Below are 23,461 nucleotides of genomic sequence, written 5' to 3'. Positions count from 1 at the left end.
ATCCTTTATGATTAATAACACTTTTAATTTACCTTAAAATACTAATTTTAACATCATAACCCTATTTGAAATCTTTTCGTATTAAACTTCACTTATCTTTTATACGCTCTTTATACTCTCTCAATTATGTCCTATTAAACTAATAAATGTAAGCTAATCGACTTCATAGGAGGAATTGAATTGAAAAAATTCAAAGGATTTGCAGCAGCAGCATTGTGTACAGCCATGGTCGTTTCAGGTGTTACGTATGTTCACGAAGCAGAGGCAGGACCTTCTAAAAATGAAAAAGGCAAGTCAAAGATCGAGAACGTCATTTTCATGATTCCAGATGGGTATTCTGCAGCCTATGCAACAAACTATCGCATCTTTAAAGGAAAAGAAACGGTTCTTGATCCCCTTCTTGTCGGCATGATGCAAACCAATTCCTCTGATAACTGGGTCACCGATTCTGCAGCAGCCGGAACAGCCATGGCAACCGGTTATAAAACGAATAACGGAATGGTTGGCGTTACACCAAATGGCCGCACCGTGGAGTCGATCTTAGAAGCGGCTGATGACGCCGGCAAATCTACCGGACTAGTGGCAACATCCACCATCACACACGCAACCCCGGCTGTATTTGCTTCTCATGTGCAATCAAGAGGCAGTGAAGCGGCTATCGCTCAGCAGATGGTCAATGAAGTTGATGTACTATTTGGCGGCGGAAAGTCCAATTTTCTTCCTGAATCACTTGGCGGCAAGCAAGAAGAGCGTAATTTAATTGAAGAATCAGAAGAAAACGGCTATGCCATTGTAGAGGATAGAGACGATCTGATGGATCTAAATGGCAAAGAGAAAAAAATACTGGGTCTATTTGCAGATGGTGCAATGGCGCCAGAGCTTGACCGTGAAATGACTGAAGAACCAAGCCTTGCTGAAATGACAAGTACGGCGATTGATTCTCTATCTACGAATAAAAAAGGGTTCTTCCTTATGGTAGAAGGCAGCCAGATCGACTGGGCGGGCCACGCTCATGATGCAGCTTGGGCCATGCATGATTCCGAAGCATTTGAAGAAGCAGTTGAAGAAGCGCTTGCCTACGCGAAAAAAGATAAGAAGACACTTGTTGTCATTGCAGGAGACCACGACACAGGCGGCATGTCTGTTGGCGGATATGACGAATACAACGCCAACGTTGAAATACTTCGCAACGTAGAAGCTACAGGTGAATTCATGGCTTCTCAGATGAATAAAAAACGCGGCAACGCCCGCAAAGTAGTGCAAGAGCATACCGGACTTAAATTAACGGCTGAAGAAGTAGGCAGAATTCAAACGGCTCCTGAAGGTGAAGTCGGCATGACCATTAATACGATTGTCAGTGAACGTGCTTATGTAGGCTGGTCCACTTCAGCTCACACCGGAGTAGATGTGCCAGTTTATGCGTATGGACCAGGTTCTGGGTTGTTCCACGGTCTTCTTGACAATACAGATATGCCTGAGCTGATGGCAGAGGCAATGAAGATTGATTTCTAAGTTCGATCAACGATTTATTTCGTAAAGAAATGAAGAAAACACGGACAGGCTTCCCTGTCCGTGCTTTTTATTGTTGTGCTTCGTCAGCCAGAATCGCATAATAAAACTCGTCCCACCAACCATTTTCATGGGGAATGCATTGTTTAAAATAGCCTTCTTTTCTCATCCCGATCTTTTCCATCACCTTGAAAGAGGCTTTATTTTCAGGCTGACATGTGGCGATGATGCGGTGCAGTTTCAATTCACTGAAGCCGTACTCAAGGATTGCTTTTGCCGCTTCGCTGGCATAGCCAACTCTCTGATAAGCGGGGTTCATGATCCAGCCAATTTCATATGTGTGATCACCAAAATACGGATGGAAAACAAGATGTCCGATTAACCTGTCATTCTCTCTCAAAATAATCGGATAATTCTCTGCTTTCTCTCCACTGTTTTTTTCAACAAATTCTTTGGCGGCTTCTTTTGACATGACTCCCTCTGGTATATAAGTCATCACTTTTTCATTTTTCGAATAAATCCAGAGATCCCGCCAGTCGTCTTCTCTGAATTCTCTTATTTTCAATCGCTTCGTATTTATATTCATTAAGGATTCTCCTATTAATCATTGGATAATTGCGTTATATCCCCTGTCACAGGATTTACACGGTAGGAAACCAGCTTGTCCTCCATTTTCATGCTGATATGGTAATGCCACGCAGGCCGAATGAGCGAAAACTCATCATAATCCCCTGGTATTTTTTTCTGTTCATGTACAGCAAGCACGCCAGGCTTCGTCAGCCCGACAAGTGCAGTCGCTTCGCTGTAAGTGTAGTCGGGAATCATTAGCGCCAGACATCCTCCGCTTAAACAAATCATACAAAATGTGACCGCCAAACCTTGCATTGTCATACGGCTAAAGTATAGTCCAAGTGCGGTTCCGATAACAAGTCCGCTCAGCAGGCTCATATTCAGTACTGTCTCATACAATGCCACATTAATGACAAGGACAATGCAAAAAAATGCGATCAATCCAGCGAGCAAACTGCCTTTTATCCTGTTCAAATAGATTCAGCACCTTTACATGTTTTTACCATGGTATGATGGGATGCTAATACTCATGCAGGCAGGTCATTTGGGTCAAAGAAAGCTATACATATCTTTCTCACTAAATTTAAATCGTCGGAACTTGCAGTCTCAGCTCTTATCACACTCTGCTTATTTTCTTTCGATACTCGTCACTTGTCAAAACCTTCAGTACAAATTGATTAAAGTTCGTTTGTATTCTTCTTAAAGTCAGCGCGTTCAGATTATTAGAGAAAAAAATAATTTCTGTTTGATTCCCGTCTTTATCCGTTGTATAAGAAGCATATGTATATACAAATAACGTGGATCCCCCTTTAACACCTCCACGCTCAATCCATTTTCTGTTTTTCTCATTTTTAAAGATGGAATATCCAAGGATTTCTTCTATGCAGCTTTGCATTTTCTCACTAAAAACCTTTCCATCATTGATCATTTCCACCAGCCTTGCATAATCAGCTGCAGATGCTGATGGTAAACGGTCAGACCAGATTTTCTGAAATTCATAATTCAGATTTATATTTTCCATGTACGCTTGTTTCCCTTGATTTGTTACGTGTTCATGTATTATGAGAGAATACTGTATATATTCACTCATCGGCATGGTTTGCATGCGATTTAATTGTTTCCTTTTGTTCGAAATTTTCTCTTTAAAACTTACGTAATTACAAATAAATAATGAAGACACCAGCGGGAAAATCATCGAATGTTGGTTTAGGTTTAATGATTTGTGAAGCTGATTTACCTCTTCTATCCCCAGATAATCCAACAGGAAATCAGTATTCGCATTCGAACTGTAGGCTGCCATTCCGATCGCAATTTCTTTTAATGAATAGTGGTCTTTATTGAACTCCTCCACCCATTTTTTATGAGCTCCACCATCCGTATGCTCAACATAATACTTCAACAGCTCATCTTCTGGAAACCGCTTATTTTCATCGATTTTCCCTACACTAACCTGCCGCGCGAATTCAATTACAAGGATGATTTTTACGGTACTTGCTAGAGGCAGAGGGATCTCAGGATTAATGGATATCAGCTCTTGTTTATTTCGTCTTATAACTAAGGAAACGTCCTTCTTCGCTTGTCTTTTCTTTGTATACCTTAAAACAATGTCCGGATCATGATGGAATTTCTTAAACCAGGAAATTATCGTGATCAGCTCCATTTCTATGATTAATAAATCTGATCTAGCTTCTTGCCCTCTTCATCTATCTACTAAAATCTCCAGTTGCTTTGATGCTGCATTCACATTGAACGTTTCATTATTCGCTCTGATGTCCATACTGTTTAACGTATAGACGTAAAAGGAGTGAAGAACATGAACGAAACGATTGTTTTACTACACTGGGTTTATGCTGCTGTGATGTTTTCAGGAGCGGGTTACTTTATTTGGTTGAGCCGAAGACCAACTGGAATACCATCCTATGAATTTTTAATTGCGTCGATCATTCCTATATGGTCCGGCTTAGCTTACTTTTCAATTGCCATTGGACAGGGGCTGTTTGAAACCTCTGACAAAACCGTTTACTTTGCCAGATATATTGATTGGGTGGTCACCACCCCTTTATTGCTGGTGGCACTGGCATTGACTGCAATGTTTTATTCGCCTCGAAAAAATAAAGTATTGATTTGGTCGTTGGTGTCAGCAGATGTATTGATGATTTTAACTGGTTTAATTGGGGATTTTTCTCCGCCTGCCCTAACGTATGTCTGGTATTTTATCGGCGTGGGTGCACTTGTCTTTATTTTATACTTAATCTGGGGACCTTTGCTTAAAATTGCCAGGGAGGGCGGCTTAGCACTTGAGAAGCATTTTAAACGGACTGCAGCGTACCTGACCATTCTATGGGTATGTTATCCCTCAGCCTGGATCATAGGCCCTTCCGGCTTGGGCTTAACACAGGAGCTGACGGATGTTGCTATCTTTATTTTTCTTCCTATTTTATCAAAAGTCGGCTTTAGTTTATTGGACTTGCATGGCTTAAAAGCCCTTCATGCCCCAGCAGCCGCAAGCAAAAAAACGGTTTCATAACTTTTCAGAAGAACCGTGGGGGCGGCATGTTTCTCTTTTTTCTTAAGATCAACATCCGACCTGATAAAATAAGGAAACTGCGTGTTTGATCCTATTTAACGCTATTCTCATTAATTTCAACAGTCCGGGTCCATACAAAAAACCGGTCCACGAAAGACCGGTTTACCTCAATATAAAACCGAACTTACTTCAACATCAAAACGTGAAGGGCTCAATCCATTTTTAATAATCAGTTCAGTGAAAAGCAATTGAATCTCTTCCTTATTTTCCGCTGTTGCCGCTTGTTCCTGCAGCTGAACCTGAAGAGCGATTTGGTCAGTCGTATAGGCATTCCCCATAATTCGGAAAGGCGCGTAGCCCTTATTTGTCAATTCCGTTCTGATTTGATCATACAGGGCTCCTTCATTAAGCAGCGCGTCATTGAATACTTGAACTTCTTTTAAGGAGAGTTCCTGTTCTGTTTCGGACAACTGAGCGAACACTGCCCCAACGGGCTTTTCCTGCACGGGTGTCTGGCTGAACAAAACCGCTAGTGCGATTACTAGTATCGCTAAGCAAATGCCTGTTGTTTGAATTCTTGTCATCTTCCTGTTCACTCCAACCGTTTTTTTCATCGTATGCACGTTGATCGGGAACTATGATATGGAAGGATATTTACCTTGCTTTCTTTCACATTTTATAACCTAAGGAGCGGGAATCTCTTAAACTGCAACTATAGCAGCGTAATGTCCTCAGTTAAATTCAACGGACATGCCTTCGGAAAACCCCTATAGACAGCAAAAATCCACTTTTCCAGAAGAAAAGTGGATTTTCTGATTATCGCTCTTTTACTTTACAAATCAACCTGTATTAACGAGTCCTGCGGCAACGCCATTGATCGTCAGCAGTACTTCTGTCAGCAGTTCGTCTGAGTGATCATCTGATTCGCGCATCTTTTTAATCAGCTCAACCTGCATGAAGTTAAGCGGATCTACGTAAGGATTTCGCAGATTCACGCTGTCTTGAATGTTTGGTGTATGATCGAGAAGCTCGGTATTGCCTGTAATCTTCAACAGTACTTCTTTTGTCAGAGCATATTCATCTGAGATTTCTCCGAAGATGCGCTCTGCAATTGAAGGATCATGTACTAAAGATAAGTACTCTTTTGCTGTGGTTAAATCGGCTTTTAATAACGCCATTTGAAGATTGTTGATGGTTGACTTAAAGAATGGCCAGTTTTCGTACATGTCTTTTAGTGTTTCCACCTGCTCCGGTCCTTGTGAGGCAACCGAATGAAGCCCTGTTCCAGCAGCATACCAGGCTGGAAGCATTTGTCTTGATTGTGTCCAGGCAAATACCCAAGGAATAGCCCGAAGATCTTCAAATTTCTGACTTCCTTTACGGCTCATTGGACGTGAGCCGATATTAAGCTCTCCCAACTCGCCAAGTGGTGTGGCCTGTTTAAAATAAGTCAAAAAGTCTTCGTCTCCAAAAACGAGCGCCTGATATTTCTTTAAAGCAGCATCCGAGCTTTGTGTGATGGCCTCTTTCCACTCTGCAGGAAGTGCATGTCCGTCTTTAAACTGACGGATGGCTTTAGCTGAAGCCTCTAACAGAGCAGAAGCCGCCTGCTCAAGATTACGGTATGCGATGTCGCCAAGCAGGTAGCGTGAGGATAAGACTTCACCCTGCTCGGTGATCTTAACGCCGTGCCCCAGTGTTTCACCAGGCTGCGATTGAATGCTGCGGTTTAACGGACCGCCGCCCCGGCCAAGAGAGCCTCCGCGGCCGTGGAAGAACTTCAGTCCCACATTATATTCTCTCGCCATTTCGTGGATTTCCTGCTGTGCGTTGAAGAGCTTCCAATTCGCCGTCAGCGTTCCTCCGTCTTTGCTTCCATCTGAATAGCCAAGCATGATTTCCTGGTGGTCACCGTGCTTTCCAAGATGACTGCGGTAAACATCCATTTCAAACAATGTTTTCATAATATGAGGACCTGCGATTAAATCGTCGACCGTTTCTAAAAGCGGCGCCACATTTAAGTTGCTCTCTACATTCCCATCGGCATGCAGACGGTAAATACCCGCTTCTTTTGCCAGTACGAGCACTTCAAGAAGATCACTTGATGCCTGAGTCATACTGATCAGGTAAACATCAATCGAGCGCTTGCCAAATTCATCATGTGCTTTTTTAATCATTTGAAAAACCTTAAAAACTTCCTGCGTTTCTTTCGAATAATCTTCCTGCAAAAGCGTGACAGGTCTTGGATCCTTTAACACGTTTTCAAGAATTGTAAGTTTTTCTTCCTCCGAAAGCGAAGCATAGTCCTCTGTAATGCCGATCACATTTAAAATCTCTGTCATAGCGGCTTCGTGTTCCCCGCTGTGGTTTCGTATGTCGAGTGTTGCAAGGTGAAATCCAAACAACTGCACCTGACGAATGACTTTCCGGATGGTTTTGAGTTTACGGTTATCCGGCTGGTGAGTTTCTGCATCTTCTTTAATTAAGATTAAATCTGACAGCAGTTCCTCAGCGTCCTTGTAGCCCAGATCGGATTTTCCTACTTCCCGCACCCGCTTTAGCATGACCGCAAACTTGCGGCGATACACTTCTCCTTCTACAGGCCACGCTTCATCCTCCGTTAAATACGTCTGCTCATCCTCATTCACAGATCGGAATAACTCTTCGCTCACTTCTACGCGGGTAATCGACTGGCTGAACCGCTTCATCAGGTCCACGAGTGCCTGATCGTATTTTTTCAGTGCCAATTTGCGCTGCATTTCAAGAGTCTCCCACGTGATTTCAGGTGTAACGTGCGGGTTACCGTCCCGGTCTCCGCCGATCCAAGAACCGAAGTGAAGAAAGTTTGGAACCGTCCATTCCAGATCAGGATAGTAATCCTCGAGCTTATCTTCAAGCTCCTGATGAATGGCAGGAAGAACAGCGAAAAGCGTTTCATCAAAGTAATATAAGCCATTTTTCACTTCATCTATGACAGTCGGCTTGCGGTGACGCAGTTCATCAGTCTGCCAAAGTGCTGTTACTTCATTAAATAAGCTATCATCAAGCTTTCTTCTTTCTTTTTTGGTTAAATACGGGTTATCAAGCGCCCGGAGCAGAAGGGAAATCCGCTTCTGCACTTCGAGCACTGTACGCTTCGTTGCCTCTGTTGGATGAGCGGTTATAATTAATTCAATCGACAAATCATTAACAATTTGCTGAATTTCCTCCGGCGCAAAATCATTCTCTTTTATGTAAGCTACTGCGCTTTCAATGGACGCTGGCTGAATAACACCATCGTCATCAAGCTGGTATTGTCTGAAACGGCGGATTCGATGGTTTTGCTCTGCAATATTAATGATATGAAAATAGATGGAAAATGCACGAATCACCTGCTCACGCATGGGCGGTTTGATCGCACTGATCTCTTCTTTTAAATGTCTATAGGTTTCTTCATTGTATTCTTTTCTCAGGTTTTTCGTCGTCTCTCTTATTTCTTCTACTTTATTTAAGAGAGAAATCCCTCCATGATGAATTAAAACTTCGCCCAAAATAGAGCCGAGCTTCTTCACATCACTGCGTAAGGGTGCGTTACGATCTGTTGATTCAGTCATATCCATTTCCTCCTAATTTCCAAAAATTCAGTTAAATTTCAACCTTAAAACATTATTATAGCCGAAAAGAAGGAGGAACAAAAGAAATTAGCTAAAATGGGGATTACAGTGTTGAAATCATGTCTTTTTGAACTGTTTCTTGTCATTTTTGGTGCGTCATTTCGTTTAGCCCTTGCCAGACTATGCTTTGCCTTGCTAAATTACTTAATAAGCCCTATTAAAGATTGAGGGATTGAATGGGGAAGAAAAATAAGCTTATCCACTAATCGATTTTTCTGTATGTCCCCATGTTAGATGCTTAGCGTGTTCGCTCTATGGGATTATATTATTTTGAATTGAATAGAGTCTTCAATTTAAATACACATTGAACCCATACAGCTTTTTTCTTCCATACCCGATGCACACGAACTCACGAAAGGAAGAAAGCGATGACTGAAACCCTATTAAATAATTTTCTATTTATTCTACTTCCGGTTTTAATTTACCTTATTTTCTTTGAAGATCGTTTAAGTCATTTCCGGGACCATCGTGTATTCCTGCTATTAGCCTCCTTTCCTTTAGTGCTGACGATGACTTTTCCTATTAAAATGGAGCTTGGATTTAATTTTGATCTTAGGTATATCCCATTTATCATAGCAGCCCTTTTTTCTGGCTACAAAGTGGCGGTCCCTCTCTATCTTATTTTAAATGTTTATCGCTTTATTTTAGGCGGAGAAGGCATGATTCAATCTTTTCTTTTTTCAACAGTCGTTTTACTTGTTGTGCCTTATTGGTGCAAAAAATTTATCCAATTAAGCCCCAGAAATAGAATTATATGGGGGGGCATTGCGTCATTTTTAGTCGTCGGTTTTTATCTTGTTACACTCACTGCGTTTTTCCCGGTCCTCAACGAAGAGTACTGGATGATTGCAGTGAATATTGTTCCTATCCATGTCATTGGCGTTGTGGTGGTCTTAATTTTAATTGAAAAGATTATTGCAAATAACCAAGAGAGAGAACAGTATCTGCAGTCAGAACGGCTTAACGTCATCAACGAACTTTCTGCAAGCGTTTCACACGAGATTCGCAACCCGCTCACAGTAACAAGCGGATTCCTCCAGTTGTTAAAGGAGTCTAAAACGGTGCAGGCAGGGGATAAGGAATATATTAATTATTCATTAAATGAATTAAAAAGAGCCGAGAAAATCATCAGTGACTTTCTTTCATTTGCGAAGCCTCAAGCGAAAAATATGATCACGACAAATTTAGAAAATGAAATAGAGTATGTAAACAATATTATGGTTCCATACGCTCACCAGCATTTAGTTGAAATTGAATTTACCTTTGAAAATGATCTGACCCGCAAATTTGATCAAAATCAAATTCAGCAATGTCTGATTAACTTATATAAAAATGCGATTGAAGCCATGAAAGAAAAGGGCGGCATTCTTTCCATTGATGTTTTTTCCAGAAAGCCATATATCATTATCTGCATAAAAGATACGGGTGAAGGTATGACAGAAGAGGAAGCCTCCTTGATCGGAAAGCCGTATTATTCAACCAAAAAGGAAGGCACGGGTCTTGGCATGGTAATGGTTTACAGTGTGGTAGACAAAATTGGAGGAAGAATTGAAATTGACAGTGAGAAAGGTGTCGGAACCACCTTTCAACTTAAGATTCCTGTTAAATAACCGGAAAAATCAGCTCCTAAAACGGGCTGATTTTTATCATCGTGTATGTAAGCCAGCCGGTTCAACCGTACTTGGCCAGTTTCTTAAAATACGTATCTTCAAAAATAGGCGTTATATGATAAAGCTCTTTCGGACAATGGGAAGACAGCTTGACCAGTTCTTCAAATACTTCTTCAGAAAGAAGGTAGGTTGAGATTCCTTCTCGCAGCCCGCTCATTTTACAGTTGGCATGGCATTTCTTAAGTTCTTGAAAATCAAACCAAATTCGTTCATTTTCAGTAAATCCGGCATGGGGATATTCTCTAGTTAATCTTGCAGAAAAGGAAATGAAGATTGTTCCATTTTCTTCAAACGAATCTTTCACACGGGTAAATACATAGCGGATCTTTGAAGGAAGTACTCTGGTTTGTGTCATTGCTTTCCTCCTATTATCTTATTCTAGCTTTTTATGAATCAATAGAGCTGTCAAAATAAAAAAGCCGAAAAAGATCGATTTATTCGATCCATTTCGGCTTTGCTGATAGTTCTAGTGCCCACAGCATCTTACCAAGGATGTATGAAATTCGTCTGTTTTGTCTCAACAGCATATCAGCGAAGAAACTCTATTGTTTTCTTAGTAAGTATATTATACTGAATTTTCAATAAATAGTAAAGGCAATTTCCTCTATATTTAAAATAAACATACTTACTTCCCACCTAAAAAACTACTGATGTACAATGAATAACAGAGAGGATGATTCCATGAAGACATTAATCACTGGGTTTAACGGAAAAACAGGATTTGAAGTAGCCAAAAAAGCAAAGTCAGCCTCTATTGTCAGTACATGTGCCGTAAGAAGCCTAGAAAAGGCAAAAGCAAACTATGGCAGCGATTATTCGTTCACCCTGCTGGATTTTACCAAGCCTGAAACATTTGAGCAGGCACTCAGTGATGTAGACAGCATTTTTCTTATTTATCCCCCTGGAGAGGGCATTGAATTCGAACGATTTTTAGAGACGGCAAAGAAGCGATCGGTCAAACACATCGTTTATCTATCTTTAAAAGATGTTCAATTCATGCCCTTTATTCATCATTATAAAAATGAAAAGTTAATTAAAAAAACAGGCATCCCTTACACATTTATTCGAGCAGGATACTTTATGCAGAATTTAAATGACTTTTTATTGCAGGAACTGAAAGAGCGAAAAAGAATTTTTGTCCCTGCCGGTAATGGAAAAACAAGTTTTGTCGATGCCCGCGATCTGGCAGAAATTGCAGTTATGGCACTTAGAAATCCATCCCTTCATCAAAATAAGTCTTATGTCATTACGGGAAATGAAGCGCTGACTTTTTATGAAGTGGCAAAAAGAATGACACACATTTTAGAAACACCTGTTGAGTATACGAATCCTTCTGTAAAAGAATTTAAAAGCTGGATGCTCTCACAAGGAGCCGACAGCTCCTTTATTAACGTAGTCACAGGCATTCACTTTCCTACAAAGCTTGGGTTAGCCAAAGGAATTTCAAATGATTTTGAAAAAATAACCGGCAAAAAACAGACGTCTATTAATGAATATATTAGGGATTTTAAACAGTATTGGCTTTAGGTTACGCTAAAAAACAGTAAGCCGGATTTCTTTGGATGGAAATCCGGCCCTTGGCTATTTCCGATATTCTCTTACCCAAACCACTCCATATACGATAGTCGAGATATTTAAAATCGCAGCAAGCGTATAAAATGGATAGCTTGGAAAGTGCTCGTTGAAAAAGGGTGAAAAAACAAGAATGATCATAAAAATCGGGACCGTAACCCCATACGTATAATAACCTGCACGCGTTGCTTTGCTTGTGATAATGCTTTCCCGCTCATCCCCTTCGCTGTACTCTGTCATAGAAGTAAACATCCATTTAAGCGTCCGTTTGTTTGTACTTCTTGTTTTAAACGAATAAAACGCGTAAAAAATTGAAAACAACCCCAAAATAAAAAATGGAATTAAATTAAAAGTAAAGTAAAACTCTCCGCCTTGTGACCAATCCGTTTCTTCAAATTGCACGATGGCTCTAAACATCTGAGCTGCACCACTCAGCACCCAGGCTAGCAGTGTATAAAAAATCACACTTAAAATAATTTCGATAATGACTCGTTTCATGTTTCGTCCCCTTCCCGATAAAAAATATCTTCTATTTTTTCTCCTAAAACATCCGATAAATTCATTGCGAGCAGCAAAGACGGTGTATAGCTCCCTTTTTCAAGAGAAACGATGGTCTGTCTTGTTACACCTGCTTTTTCTGCCAACTCCCCTTGTGTAAGTCCATGTCTGGCGCGCAGTTCTTTTACCCGATTTCGAATGGCCATATATCACGCCTCCTTATTCTATTTTGCTTAACTATAATGTATAACAGACTTTACATATTGTAAAGTTCATTATACATTTTGACTGGTTTATTTTACTTTTCTTGATAAATAAAAAGAGACAGAAAATGCTATGTACTATTCAGCGGTACTCGATGCTTTGGCTTGCGTAAAATGTTTCTTCGCTTTAGTACGGATAGTCGTCGTGCCGGAATCCTGATGTTGCGACTGTCCTCCTGTTCTTTTCTTGATTATGCCAAGATAAAATCTTAAGAGAAAACACAAAAACAGGTAAAGAAAAAAACGTATTTTTCTCTACCTGTTCTATTAAGGGACTCAATAAACACCCGATTTTTTACTATCATGAATTCGTTGCATACCTCAAAGTGATCATTCAGTTAACGCATAACCGATTCTACATAGAAAGCCACATTGAAGTCAGCTCTTCTAAACTTATCCACATTTTTATATAAAAATAAGTCAGACGAATAAAACTTTAAATTCCTGCTGAGTTATTCACATTACTTATGCACATATGCACTCTTTCCCAAGTTTTTTAACCTATTGTTCGGAATAAACTATTAACATGTGGATAACTCAACGATCTTTTTCTTGCTGGACAAAATCGCAAATGTCTTCGCTGTCTTTTTAAATACATCTTTCTTCAGCAATTTCTGTATCATCTTCATTTGTAAGTGGCAACTTCAGTTTAAAAGTTTTGTCAGCCTCTCCCCCAGTTACTTGTCGAAAAAAATGTAAAACATTTTCATTTCTTCCTATTGACCAACCGTATTAACCGTATTACAATAACTAATACAGATAGTACATTTCAAATGAGGAGGGTGCGGATGTTTACGTTAGATACGCGTAGCCGGGTCCCTATATACGAACAGCTGATGGATCAGCTGAAGAAGCTGATGATGCGTGATGTCATGCAGGTGGATGAACAATTGCCTTCAGTTCGAAGCCTTGCGCAGGAGCTGACCATTAATCCCAATACCATTCAAAAAGCGTACCGCGAGCTTGAGCGGGAAGGATTTATTTATTCCATACCAGGCAAAGGAAGTTTCGTAGCACCATTTCAGATTGATGCTAATAAGGAGCGATTGGAGATGCTGAAGCAGGATTTAGAGAAAATAGTGAGTGAAATATTGTTCCTTGGCGGTTCAAAGGATGAGCTGATTCAACTGATTGAAAAAGTCAAAGTGGCAGAAAGGGAGGATAAAAATGATTAAAGCGGTTGCTGTGAATAAAAAATTTGAAGACCTGCAAGCCGTTCATGATCTCTCCCTTCACGTTCGGAAAGGCTCAATCTACGGCCTGCTTGGATCCAACGGAGCAGGTAAAACCACCCTGCTGAAAATGATTGCAGGAATTTATAAACAGGATCATGGCAGCATTACTGTTTCTGACCAGCCTGTGTATGAAATACCTGATAGTAAACAGCGAGTTCTCTTCATTTCTGATCAGCCCTATTTTCTTCACCAGACATCTTTAAATCAAATGGCTTCTTTTTATGAAGAGGTTTATGCCAATTGGAATGCAAAACGGTTCAAGCAGCTGACCTCCCATTTACGAATGGATCCGGATAAAAAGCTTTCCCGCATGTCGAAAGGAATGCAGCGCCAGGCTTCGTTTATTCTTACGCTTTCGGCCATGCCTGACGTTTTAATTCTCGATGAACCGTTTGATGGCCTTGATCCTGTTGTGCGCCAGCAAATGAAGAACCTGATCTTGCAGGATGTCGCTGACCGCTCCCTTACCCTGCTTGTATCGTCCCATAATCTTCGCGAGATGGAGGACTTTTGTGATTATGTCGGCATCATGCATAAAGGCACCCTTTTATTTGAGCGGGATATGGATGAATTGAAAACGGATATTCATAAACTTCAAATTGCTTTTAAAAAGGTTCCCGACAAAAGCTTTTTGGATGGAATGGATGTGCTTCATTATGAAAAGCGAGGCAGCGTAGTCTTATGCATCGTAAAAGGAAATGTCGATGAGATTACTGCTTATGTAGAATCGTATCAGCCGGCCATTTTTGATTTGCTGCCGCTGACGTTAGAAGAAATATTTATTTATGAACTGGGAGGTGTCGGCTATGAAATCCGGAATCTTATTGTGGAATAAAGGACTGTTTCAGCAGCAGGCACGATCCATCACCTGGATAGCTGTATTTTTCACTTTGACCCTTATTATTATGCTTCCGCTCAGCATCCTGATCGATCATTTAACAAGGGCGGCCAGTGGACAGTTTACAGCCCCCTTTTCTTATTCCAATTACCAGATTAATCCAGTTTTTCAGTTTTCCTATGCCTTTCAATTGATTGTATACGCCATCTTCCCTATTTTACTGGGAATCATTCTCGTTAATTTCACAACAAAAAAAGCAGCAACCGATTTTATGCACAGCCTGCCTTTTACCCGGCAGACGATTTTAACGAATACCTATTTGGCGGGTACGGCCGCATTGCTTGTTCCTCTGCTCATAACGGGAGTCCTGCTTGCCATCCTCCTTCCGTTTTTAAATGACCAATTCTACAATTTCGTTGATATTCTCGGTTGGATGGGACTGTCTTTTCTTATCGTGCTTTTGTTATTTATTTTTACCATCACGATTGGAATGTTTGTTGGCAACGGTCTGCTTCATGCCGGACTCACGTATTTAATGATTTTTGTGCCGGCAGGTCTGATTGTGCTTGTTCTTTTTAATCTCCAATACTATGTAAAAGGTCTTGCGCTGACCAATTATGCTGAAAATATTATGACAAACGGAATGTTTTTTGTCCGGCTGACGATGCTGCTCGATGATCCTTTCAGCTTAACGGAGTATGCCATCTACACACTGATAGCTGCCCTGTTTACAGCCGCCTCTTATATCGCATACACAAAGAGGCCGTCAGAAGCAACGGATCAGACCATCGTCTTCCCTTTCTTCCGTTACTTATTTCTCTATGTCCTGACCTTTTTCGCTATGCTCGTAGCAGGCTTTTTCTTTAGTGAAATTCAGCAGGGCAACTTTGCCTGGACCGTAGTCGGCTATGTTCTTGGAGCATTTATCGGGTATACCATTCTTCAAATGATCTTACAGAAAACACTGCGTCTGGTGTGGCCTTGGAAAGGGTTTGTGGTTTATGGGGTATTCGTTGCCCTGCTTATCATCCCGGTAAACCTTGCTGCAGGGTTTTATGAAAATACTGTACCTGAAGCAAACGAAGTGCAGAGTGTCAGTATTAACAATATGTATTCGGATTCTGAAGTCAGATATATGGAGAGCGTAGAAAGTATTGAACAGGTCATTGCGATTCATGAAACACTCACCGATGAAGCTGTTTCAAATAGCTACAATACCGATTTCATTTCCATCGAATATAAGCTGAAGGACGGTGGGACATTATCGAGAGAATACCGTGTTCCCTATGAACTTGTTGCTGACCTTACCGAAGAGTTGCGTCGGAACGAGGAATACAAGCTAATGAATGAACCGATTTTTAGAATGCAGCAGAATAACGAAATTTCATATTTAAGTCTTAGTCTTAACAATTCGGCTGAAGAAACGCGAATTACAGATATCGATCAAATCGGGGAACTGATGGATGCCATTGAGAAAGACGTGCGGGAAACGCCGAGCCGCTGGCAATTTTCATCAGGTAACGACAATTATTTGGGAAGTATCTTCTTTGAAGGGCTGGACGAAGATCACCAATTTCCTCCAGGTATTTCTCTCTACATGGATTATACAAATACGATTGAATGGCTTAAGGAAAATAATTACACAGAAGGAATGCTTGCACCTGAAGAGCTGGAAAGTGTGATCGTTGTGCCGGAATGGACCGGCGACTGGAGTATGGAATACGATGAGATCTTATATAACAATGGAGACATCAACCAGCTGCCCGATCCAAAATATATCGCAACGGAAAACGAGGAAATTCAGGAAATCTATTCTGCCGTTACAAAGGGAGCCGGAAGAGATTACACCGTGATTGTTCCGCAAAACGGCAGCTACACTACGCTGAGCTTTACTGCAGAAAATGCACCTGACTTTATTAAGGACGCACTTCCTTTGCCATAACAAGTAAAGAAGGGTACTCGAGCACGGGTCCCTTCTTTCATTTTGCCAAAATCGGTCCCAAAATGGAATTATACTTTAAGGAGGGTACTAAATGATTGATATTAACCAGCTTTCCCATCACTTTACTTTAGGAAAAAAAGGAGATCAAACCTCACTGTCCGTGTTAGAGAATATTTCTTTTCATGTACGTGCAGGTGAAATTGTAACCATTGTGGGCCGCAGCGGATCAGGTAAATCCACTCTTTTAAACTTAATCAGCGGCTTTATCCGCCCGACTCAGGGAGAAATTATCATTCAGAATCAAAAAGTGAGTGAGTTTGATGAAAGTGAGTTTGCCGAATTTCGATTGCAGCATATGGGCTTTATCTTTCAAAACTTTCAGCTGATCCCAAGTATGACAGCGTATCAAAATATTGAGCTCCCTCTTATCTTAAAGGGCATTAGTGAACAGGCACGAAAAAAGATGACGCTTGATATGCTGAAAAAAGTCCGCCTTGAGGACTTTTCAGGGCACTACCCAAGCGAATTATCAGGCGGTCAGCAGCAGCGCGTCTCCATTGCCCGTGCACTTGTTCTCGAGCCTCCCCTTATTTTAGCGGATGAGCCAACAGGAAGTCTCGACAGTGAAACAGAAGAAGATCTGCTTCGCTTTATTCAGGAGTTGAACAAGGAGATGGGCATCACCTTTCTGATTATCACACATGACGACGAAGTAGCCAGGATTGGCGATCGGACGATTACACTTGCAGACGGAAAAATGGTGGAAAGCGTGGTGTTTTCATGAAACTCAAAGATCAGTTTCGTTTTATTCTTCAAAATATGAAAAAAAATAAAATTCGTGTGTTCATGACCGTTCTCGCCACGGCTATGGGGTGTGCATTTTTAATCGTTCTTGCCTCCGTTGCCTTTGGACTGCATGACTCTATTTTAAGAGATACGCTGGAAAACCGGACGATTAATGAAGTAGAGGTCTATGGCGGCGAGGAAGGACAGGGGATAACAGATCAGGATATTGCCAAATTTGAAGAATTGGAAGGCGTCCGTGCTGTTACACGACAAAAATCTGTACAGCAGGAGGCAATTTATTCAGTGGACGATTTCCAAGCCTATGCTCCGACTGTTGCCGCTCATTTTCCATCTGAGATTGCCTCAGGTGCTGAGCTCGCAGAAGGCAGATTACCAGAGGCTGCCGATGAGGTGGTAGTTGGGCATCATTTTATTCCTTTATTAACTCCAACAGAAGGAAATCCCGATGAACTATATAACGAAGACGGACTCATCAAAGAAGAGCTGCAATTTGATGAGAATGTAATCGGGCAAATCTTTACGATGGAGATCGCCAAAACAGACGGTGATCAAGAAACCACTGAAGAATTTGATGTCAAGATTGTGGGTGTAATGAAGGCGCCTGGCCGCGAATGGGAATGGGACCAACATGTCTACATAACCGACGATTTGCTGGACGAATTGGAGACCTTTACCGGCACCCCTGGCGCAGCATTAATGGATCCTTCTACTTTTGAAGACGTTTCTGCTGAAGAAGTCCCCTACGACCAGGTTACGGTTATTGCAAGCGATCTTGAAAGTGTGAAAAATGTAAGCGAACAACTTGAAGATCAGAATTATATGTCCTACTCCATTGTAAATGAAATGGAACAAATGAATACCTTGTTCACCATTGCAAAAGCAGGATTGATCTTCATTGGCACCATCGCCATCTTAATAGCTTCTATTGGCATATATAATACAATGACAATGGCGGTTACAGAACGGGCGCCTGATATCGGCATTATGAAAGCCATTGGAGCAAGTCCTAAAGTAATTAAGCGGATTTTTATTCTCGAAAGCAGCTACATTGGTCTGATTGGTGCAGCGATTGGCATTGCTGCTGCCTATGTAATTAGTATTCTGGTGAACTTTGGGCTTCCTCTGATCCTGGAAGCAGCGTTTGATGAAGAAATGCCTGCAGGTCTGCAATTTTCATCCATCCCTCCACTATTAATTGTGATAGCGGTCGTGATTTGCCTGCTTGTTACCATCCTTTCCGGCTTGCGTCCGGCAAAACGTGCTACAGAGATTGATGTGCTGAAGGCGATGCGAAGAGAAATCTAGAAAATTTTCTTTCAATCAAACATTTGTTTAACTCCCTTTACTTTATCATTAACTAAGCGTAATATGCGGGTCAGTACTTGCGGAAGATATAGTTAAAACCACTACGCTTGATTCTAAAGCAGCCGGAACAAAAGAAAAAAACACTTAATCATCCCAATCCTTCACCCTTATGGTGGAGGATTTTTTTGTCTCGTACTCTATTGACCCCGCACCCCTTCTGCCTTAAAGTAAAATAGGGTTGTAAAATTAAACCATGAAAAGAGGTATTTGGAATATGACGGCGGGGCCAGTAAAATCAGAAAGAGAAACGATTTATTTTGTGATTGGTGCTGTTTACAGCGCAATAATTTATCTTATTGCTATTATTTCTATTATAGGAATTGGAATTGCTCTCGCCGTTTTAGCTGTGGTGCTGTTCATGAACGCCACGATGCTTGGGTCCATACGCGGAAACGGAATTCGCATCAGCCATCAGCAGTTTGGAGATGTATACGAGCGCGTTGAGGAACTGTCCTCTAAAATGGGGTTAAAGAAAACGCCTGATGTATTTGTGATTCAATCAGAAGGCGCCTTGAATGCTTTTGCCACCCGCTTTTTCGGCCGTAATATGGTGGTGCTTTATTCGGAAGTTTTTGAGCTTGCCAGACAGCAGGGTTCAGCAGAGCTTGACTTTATTATTGCTCACGAGCTTGCACATATTAAGCGGCGGCACGTGTGGAAAAACATTTTACTCATGCCCGCTCAGTTACTGCCGTTTCTTTCTCAGGCGTACAGCCGTTCTTGTGAATACACATGTGATCGGGAAGCTGCCTATATGACAGGTGATGGTGAGGCGGCAAAGCGCGCATTAACTATTTTGGGTGCGGGGAAACTAATCGCGAGAGAAGTAAATGAAGATGCCTATCTTGAACAGATCCGTTCTGAATCGAATGGAGCCGTTTGGCTAAGTGAAATTTTATCTACTCATCCTTTATTGCCAAAGCGCATTCAATCAGTGGGATTGTTCATGAACAATGAAACCACTCCTCTCTACCGGCCGAACTTTAGAAAAATTGCAGTGGGAGCAAGTCTGCTTTTTGGGGGACTGTTTGGCGCCTACATTGCCGTTCTTCTCGCATTCACAGTCGGTACAACTGTTTTTGCTTCCTTGCTGCCTGGCGAAGAATTTGAAGAATACGAAAGCGCTTCTCCACTAATGGACGCTGCATCCTATGGAGAGCTTGAAATCATGGAAGATTTGATTGCAGACGGTGAGGACATTGAGGAAACAGATACCGATGGTTCCACACCTTTAATGTATGCAGTCTACGCATCTCAAAATGATGCTGCACAATTATTGCTTGAAGAAGGCGCTGATCCTAATGCATCGGATACTTTCACCTCTCCGATCGTCCTTGCGGTTTCCAACGAAAATGATGAGCTTGCAGCTCTGCTCTATCAATACGGAGCTGACCCCGTTGCAGAAGATTCTGAAGGTGATAGTGCCTACTCGCTTTTAAACGTCTCTACTGAAGAAGAATTTAAAGAAGTACTTGGTATTCAAAACAGCAATTAACGACAATCAAAGAAAAATCCAGTCTGCATCGAATTCTGTTCAGAAATCGATGCAGGTTGGATTTTTTCTTTTTCTAGTTAGGTAACGCATTAAAGGGACCTGGCCCCTTTCACGCTTTACCTCACTTCCATTCCAATACCGTTTAATTATGAATGTATACATTCGTTCCAAGCGGGACTGTGTAAGCGAGTTCGACGGCGTCTTCGTTGTACATGCGTATGCAGCCCTGTGAAGCTTCCGTCCCGATTGATGCAGGATTGTCGGTTCCATGTATGCCGTAATGGGGCTTGGACAAACCCATCCACATGTCACCGTATGGACCTCCCGGATTTTCTTCTTTGTTAACGATCATATAGTTGCCTCTTGGAGTAGGCGTCAGCATCTTGCCGACAGCAATAGGATACCGTTTAATCACCTCACTGGCATCATATAGGGTGAGCTCCCGCTTAGGTACTGATACATCGATCCAAAGGGTCATGCCTATTCCTCCTTTACATATGCGCTCTTATCACTGTATGAAGGGAATGAAAATCAATCACAAAAAACCTCACCGTTTCAGCTGAACGGTGAGGTTTTTGATTAATTTATAACGACTTCCTGCTCGTTTGTTAAACGCTTGCGAATAGCGGTAACAGGCTTGATAAAGAGCTGAATAAGAGCGCCCATGGAAAAAGCGACTAGAAGTGTACCTAATCCAATTGGGCCGCCAAATAAAAATGCCAGTACAAGTACACTGACCTCCATCATGGTCTTTGATACAGCGAGACTTTTCCCTGTCCGGTGCTGAATCGCCATCATTAAAGAGTCGATCGGGTTACGGGCAAAATCAGCCTGTAAATAACAAGCGATGCCAAGGCCAATGATCGCGACTCCTGCTGTTAGCATGAAAGCCCTGAGCGGCATTGCCAGTGACTCTATTCCTGCAAATGCAACGAGCAGCCAGAAGTCCATAAAGACCCCGATCAAAAAGATTGTGATAATCGCCAGGAAATCCGGTACCCGTTTCATTAGAAAGCCGTTAAGCAAAATTAACAGTATTCCTAAAATAAACACCCATGTTCCTACGGTAAAACCAATCGTTTCGGCTAATCCAACATATAGCGCATCCCACGGTCCTACCCCGAGATCCGCTACGATCATCGTGCTGATTCCAAACGACAACAACAATAACCCAAGTAAATAAAACATTCCTATGATAAACCCACTTCTCATGGTGACACCTCTTCTATTTAATCGTACCTGCTTATCTTATCATGTCCTAAGAGGTACGGACCACTACTATTTTTACCCTTTAAACCGGCAGTGTTAGTTGTAAGAATTTTCATACTAATCTTTTATTTACCTTTCGAATATAGTACGCTAAAACATGAGGCGATTATTGGCAAGCAACAGTTCCTCCTTAACAAAAAAGAAAGGAGGAAAAATCATGATTCGGGAAACAAATCCCGCAGGCTTTTGGGTTCGTCTGTTTGCAAATTTTCTTGATGGCTTACTTATATTCGTTCCCTTTTCACTCATTATTTACTTTATCACTGGCGAAATTTCTTTTACTAGCATGAGCAATTGGACGTGGGATATCCTCTATTATCTTTACCTGACGATTACACCGCTACTTTGGGGCGGCTACGTCATTGGTAAACGGATGATGGGAATTAAAATTAAACGAATGGATAATGAAAAGCTGACATTCCTCAATATGTTTTTCAGAGAAGTGGCTGGACTATACTTATTATCCTTCGTCACATTCGGCATTTCGATTATCGTCAGTGCATTCCTTGTCCTATTTAGAGAAGATAAGCGGGCGATTCACGACTTGATTGCAGGAACCCGGGTAGTTCATTCGTCATAATAAAAACAACGCTCTCCTTTAACAAGGGCAGCGTTGTTTTTACATTTATTCATTAGTAACGATCAGTCCCATAAGCTTCGAAAACTCAATTGCCTGATGCGGTGCAACTGTGCATCCTGCCAGCTGCTCTTTCGCTACATTGATTTTTTCGAAGCTGCATGTGCTGATATCAAGCCCGCTCATCGGCATTTCAATAAAACTGGCATCCTCCAGTTCACAACGCTCCATCTCCACATGAAGGAGTTCGTTATCATAAAAGCTTGCATTGTTCATCAAGGTTTCGCTGAACTTGACGAGCTTAAGGCGGGATTCCACGATATTGCTAAAATTTCCAATGCACTCGTTCATGGACACATGAATCCAGTTCGATTCAGAAATTTCAATTCCGATAAGCTTGCATTCCTGGAATGAAACACGGTGCAGGGATGCGTTTGTAATTTTACTGTTTGACAGGTCACAATGTTCAAAGGAAACATCCGTCCAATCAGCTTTGTCAAAAACCACTTCTTCAAACACGACATGCTTAAAAACAACACGCGTTAATTCCAAATTGGTCAGCGTCTCCGGACCGATCACTTCATTTTCAATCATAACATCGGCCAGATAAAGTTCCTCTTCAGAATAAATATCATTAAAACGGCCCTGCCCTATTTTTGCAGAAACGACCGGTCGTTCTATTTTAGATTTTTTCTTCATGCCGTTCACCTTCTGCCTTTTAAATTAACTCTAGTCCACTTAACTGTAGCAGGCGCATAACGGATTTATAAGTCTTTTCTTTTTATTATTTTCTGCTGCCCGGGCATTATTTTTGCATCACGGCCGGCTGAAGGAGCATGCGTGCCTTCATTTTTTCAGCAGGGATAAAGAAGAGCCCAATTAAAGGTCCAATGCCAAATGCAACAATGACCGTTCCTACACCAATGGGTCCACCGATCAGCAGTGCGACAACGAGTACAGCTACCTCGAGGACCGTTTTGGACCGTGATAAGCTTAAACCTGTCCGAAAATGAACAGCCACCATCAATCCATCAATCGGATTTTTTGCAAAATTGGCTTGCAGATAAAGTGACACGCCGGCAGCGATGATCAAGATTCCCCCGCCCAGCATAAAACTTCTCATTAGCACTTCTGCTTTCAGCTCTGCGAAAATAAACAGCAGCCAAAAATCAATGAGAAATCCCATGATAAAAATGGTAATGACCGCATAGAAATCCGGCATCTTCCTCATAAGCACCGCATTCACCACAATCAGGATAAAACCTGTAATTAAAATCCACGTTCCTACAGTTAACCCAATCTGATCCGCAAGTGCAACATATAAAGCATCCCATGGCCCTGCACCTAAATCGGCCAAAATCATCATAGAGATGCCAAAAGACAATAGAATTAATCCAATTGTGTAAAACATGCCAAGCGTGAATTTATCTTTCAACAGTATCCCTTCTTCTCTGCAAACTAGCTTCTTTTACAAGTGTATCAAAATTGTGTTAGAGCATACACCCTATCTGTGATAAATGTTAGACATCCAGAATAATACTTGTCATTATTTTTAGAATAGTAAAATAACATTCTTGACTGTTATTTTTAAAAGCATATACAATCAGTAGGAAGGGAAAGAACGAAATTTTTTTATGCTAAATAAACTAACTTGGATGCTGCTTCCTCATG

23 protein-coding genes are annotated in these 23,461 nt (G+C 41.4%); 11 read left to right on the top strand and 12 right to left on the bottom strand.

What is annotated here, in order from left to right:
- The first annotated feature begins 180 nt into the window (after window positions 1–180).
- Window positions 181–1,512 (top strand): alkaline phosphatase, encoded by a 1,332-nt coding sequence (locus KR50_RS04415; RefSeq protein WP_041055366.1) that lies wholly within the window; start codon window positions 181–183, stop codon window positions 1,510–1,512.
- A gap of 67 nt (window positions 1,513–1,579) precedes the next feature.
- Here the strand turns inward: KR50_RS04415 and KR50_RS04410 are convergent, their stop codons facing one another.
- The 3 genes from KR50_RS04410 to KR50_RS04400 all read right to left on the bottom strand — a co-directional run bounded on the left by KR50_RS04410 (window position 1,580) and on the right by KR50_RS04400 (window position 3,739).
- A complete protein-coding gene (locus tag KR50_RS04410) occupies window positions 1,580–2,095 on the bottom strand; it encodes a GNAT family N-acetyltransferase (RefSeq protein WP_041055363.1) in 516 nt (171 codons plus the stop codon).
- Between the two features lie 14 nt (window positions 2,096–2,109).
- Window positions 2,110–2,553: an MraY family glycosyltransferase gene (locus KR50_RS04405; protein WP_041055360.1), complete on the bottom strand. Its 444-nt coding sequence runs from the start codon at window positions 2,551–2,553 to the stop codon at window positions 2,110–2,112.
- Between the two features lie 142 nt (window positions 2,554–2,695).
- Window positions 2,696–3,739: a serine hydrolase gene (locus KR50_RS04400; protein ID WP_052476761.1), complete on the bottom strand. Its 1,044-nt coding sequence runs from the start codon at window positions 3,737–3,739 to the stop codon at window positions 2,696–2,698.
- Between the two features lie 153 nt (window positions 3,740–3,892).
- On the opposite strand from KR50_RS04400, the gene KR50_RS04395 reads away from it, so the two are divergent.
- Window positions 3,893–4,606, top strand: a complete 714-nt coding sequence (locus KR50_RS04395; protein ID WP_041055746.1) for a bacteriorhodopsin — start codon at window positions 3,893–3,895, stop codon at window positions 4,604–4,606.
- A 167-nt stretch (window positions 4,607–4,773) separates the two neighbouring features.
- Here KR50_RS04395 and KR50_RS04390 read toward each other — a convergent pair whose 3' ends face one another.
- Together KR50_RS04390 and ppc are read right to left on the bottom strand one after the other, a co-directional pair.
- Window positions 4,774–5,190, bottom strand: a complete 417-nt coding sequence (locus KR50_RS04390) for a hypothetical protein (protein WP_041055357.1) — start codon at window positions 5,188–5,190, stop codon at window positions 4,774–4,776.
- Between the two features lie 255 nt (window positions 5,191–5,445).
- The gene (gene ppc, locus KR50_RS04385; RefSeq protein WP_041055354.1) at window positions 5,446–8,199 is read right to left on the bottom strand and encodes a phosphoenolpyruvate carboxylase; all 2,754 of its coding nucleotides are present in this window, start codon (window positions 8,197–8,199) and stop codon (window positions 5,446–5,448) included.
- Between the two features lie 428 nt (window positions 8,200–8,627).
- Here ppc and KR50_RS04380 point away from each other — a divergent pair, with 428 nt between their 5' ends.
- Window positions 8,628–9,869, top strand: a complete 1,242-nt coding sequence (locus KR50_RS04380) for an ATP-binding protein (protein WP_041055353.1) — start codon at window positions 8,628–8,630, stop codon at window positions 9,867–9,869.
- Window positions 9,870–9,930: 61 nt separating this feature from the next.
- On the opposite strand, the gene KR50_RS04375 is transcribed toward KR50_RS04380, so the two are convergent.
- A complete protein-coding gene (locus KR50_RS04375; protein ID WP_052476760.1) occupies window positions 9,931–10,284 on the bottom strand; it encodes a hypothetical protein in 354 nt (117 codons plus the stop codon).
- Between the two features lie 326 nt (window positions 10,285–10,610).
- Between KR50_RS04375 and KR50_RS04370 the strand changes: the two genes are divergently transcribed.
- Window positions 10,611–11,456: an SDR family oxidoreductase gene (locus KR50_RS04370; protein WP_041055351.1), complete on the top strand. Its 846-nt coding sequence runs from the start codon at window positions 10,611–10,613 to the stop codon at window positions 11,454–11,456.
- A 54-nt stretch (window positions 11,457–11,510) separates the two neighbouring features.
- Here KR50_RS04370 and KR50_RS04365 read toward each other — a convergent pair whose 3' ends face one another.
- A complete protein-coding gene (locus KR50_RS04365) occupies window positions 11,511–11,999 on the bottom strand; it encodes a hypothetical protein (RefSeq protein ID WP_041055349.1) in 489 nt (162 codons plus the stop codon).
- Window positions 11,996–12,205, bottom strand: a complete 210-nt coding sequence (locus KR50_RS04360) for a helix-turn-helix transcriptional regulator (protein ID WP_041055346.1) — start codon at window positions 12,203–12,205, stop codon at window positions 11,996–11,998. The genes KR50_RS04365 and KR50_RS04360 overlap by 4 nt, the downstream gene beginning before the upstream one ends.
- An 845-nt stretch (window positions 12,206–13,050) precedes the next feature.
- Here KR50_RS04360 and KR50_RS04355 point away from each other — a divergent pair.
- The 6 genes from KR50_RS04355 (at window position 13,051) to KR50_RS04330 (ending at window position 19,944) form a co-directional block, all read left to right on the top strand.
- Window positions 13,051–13,437 (top strand): GntR family transcriptional regulator, encoded by a 387-nt coding sequence (locus KR50_RS04355; RefSeq protein WP_041055344.1) that lies wholly within the window; start codon window positions 13,051–13,053, stop codon window positions 13,435–13,437.
- Window positions 13,430–14,332 carry an ABC transporter ATP-binding protein gene (locus tag KR50_RS04350; RefSeq protein WP_041055342.1) on the top strand — a complete coding sequence of 301 codons (903 nt, stop codon included), beginning with the start codon at window positions 13,430–13,432 and terminating at the stop codon, window positions 14,330–14,332. Before KR50_RS04355 ends, KR50_RS04350 begins: the two co-directional genes overlap by 8 nt.
- On the top strand, window positions 14,304–16,277 hold the full coding sequence (locus KR50_RS04345; protein ID WP_041055340.1) for a DUF6449 domain-containing protein: 1,974 nt from the start codon (window positions 14,304–14,306) through the stop codon (window positions 16,275–16,277). Before KR50_RS04350 ends, KR50_RS04345 begins: the two co-directional genes overlap by 29 nt.
- A gap of 91 nt (window positions 16,278–16,368) precedes the next feature.
- Entirely contained in the window at window positions 16,369–17,061 is a 693-nt protein-coding gene (locus KR50_RS04340; RefSeq protein WP_041055338.1) for an ABC transporter ATP-binding protein, read from the top strand.
- Window positions 17,058–18,389 (top strand): ABC transporter permease, encoded by a 1,332-nt coding sequence (locus tag KR50_RS04335; protein WP_041055336.1) that lies wholly within the window; start codon window positions 17,058–17,060, stop codon window positions 18,387–18,389. Before KR50_RS04340 ends, KR50_RS04335 begins: the two co-directional genes overlap by 4 nt.
- Window positions 18,390–18,663: 274 nt before the next feature.
- Window positions 18,664–19,944: a M48 family metallopeptidase gene (locus tag KR50_RS04330; RefSeq protein ID WP_041055334.1), complete on the top strand. Its 1,281-nt coding sequence runs from the start codon at window positions 18,664–18,666 to the stop codon at window positions 19,942–19,944.
- A 142-nt stretch (window positions 19,945–20,086) separates the two neighbouring features.
- Here KR50_RS04330 and KR50_RS04325 read toward each other — a convergent pair whose 3' ends face one another.
- Together KR50_RS04325 and KR50_RS04320 are read right to left on the bottom strand one after the other, a co-directional pair.
- Entirely contained in the window at window positions 20,087–20,422 is a 336-nt protein-coding gene (locus tag KR50_RS04325; RefSeq protein WP_041055332.1) for a L,D-transpeptidase, read from the bottom strand.
- Window positions 20,423–20,523: 101 nt separating this feature from the next.
- Complete coding sequence (locus tag KR50_RS04320; RefSeq protein WP_041055330.1) at window positions 20,524–21,156, bottom strand: YczE/YyaS/YitT family protein; 633 nt, start codon at window positions 21,154–21,156, stop codon at window positions 20,524–20,526.
- A 214-nt stretch (window positions 21,157–21,370) separates the two neighbouring features.
- Here KR50_RS04320 and KR50_RS04315 point away from each other — a divergent pair, with 214 nt between their 5' ends.
- A complete protein-coding gene (locus tag KR50_RS04315; protein ID WP_041055328.1) occupies window positions 21,371–21,793 on the top strand; it encodes an RDD family protein in 423 nt (140 codons plus the stop codon).
- A 45-nt stretch (window positions 21,794–21,838) separates the two neighbouring features.
- Here the strand turns inward: KR50_RS04315 and KR50_RS04310 are convergent, their stop codons facing one another.
- Both KR50_RS04310 and KR50_RS04305 read right to left on the bottom strand, forming a co-directional pair.
- On the bottom strand, window positions 21,839–22,489 hold the full coding sequence (locus tag KR50_RS04310) for a pentapeptide repeat-containing protein (RefSeq protein WP_041055325.1): 651 nt from the start codon (window positions 22,487–22,489) through the stop codon (window positions 21,839–21,841).
- A gap of 106 nt (window positions 22,490–22,595) precedes the next feature.
- The gene (locus KR50_RS04305) at window positions 22,596–23,225 is read right to left on the bottom strand and encodes a YczE/YyaS/YitT family protein (RefSeq protein ID WP_052476757.1); all 630 of its coding nucleotides are present in this window, start codon (window positions 23,223–23,225) and stop codon (window positions 22,596–22,598) included.
- Window positions 23,226–23,461: the final 236 nt, after the last annotated feature.

This window comes from Jeotgalibacillus campisalis (genome assembly GCF_000829515.1).
Taxonomy (GTDB): Bacteria; Bacillota; Bacilli; order Bacillales; family Jeotgalibacillaceae; genus Jeotgalibacillus; species Jeotgalibacillus campisalis.
The sequence above is the reverse complement of the archived record's forward strand: the minus strand, read 5'-3'. Positions and strand labels throughout refer to the sequence as shown.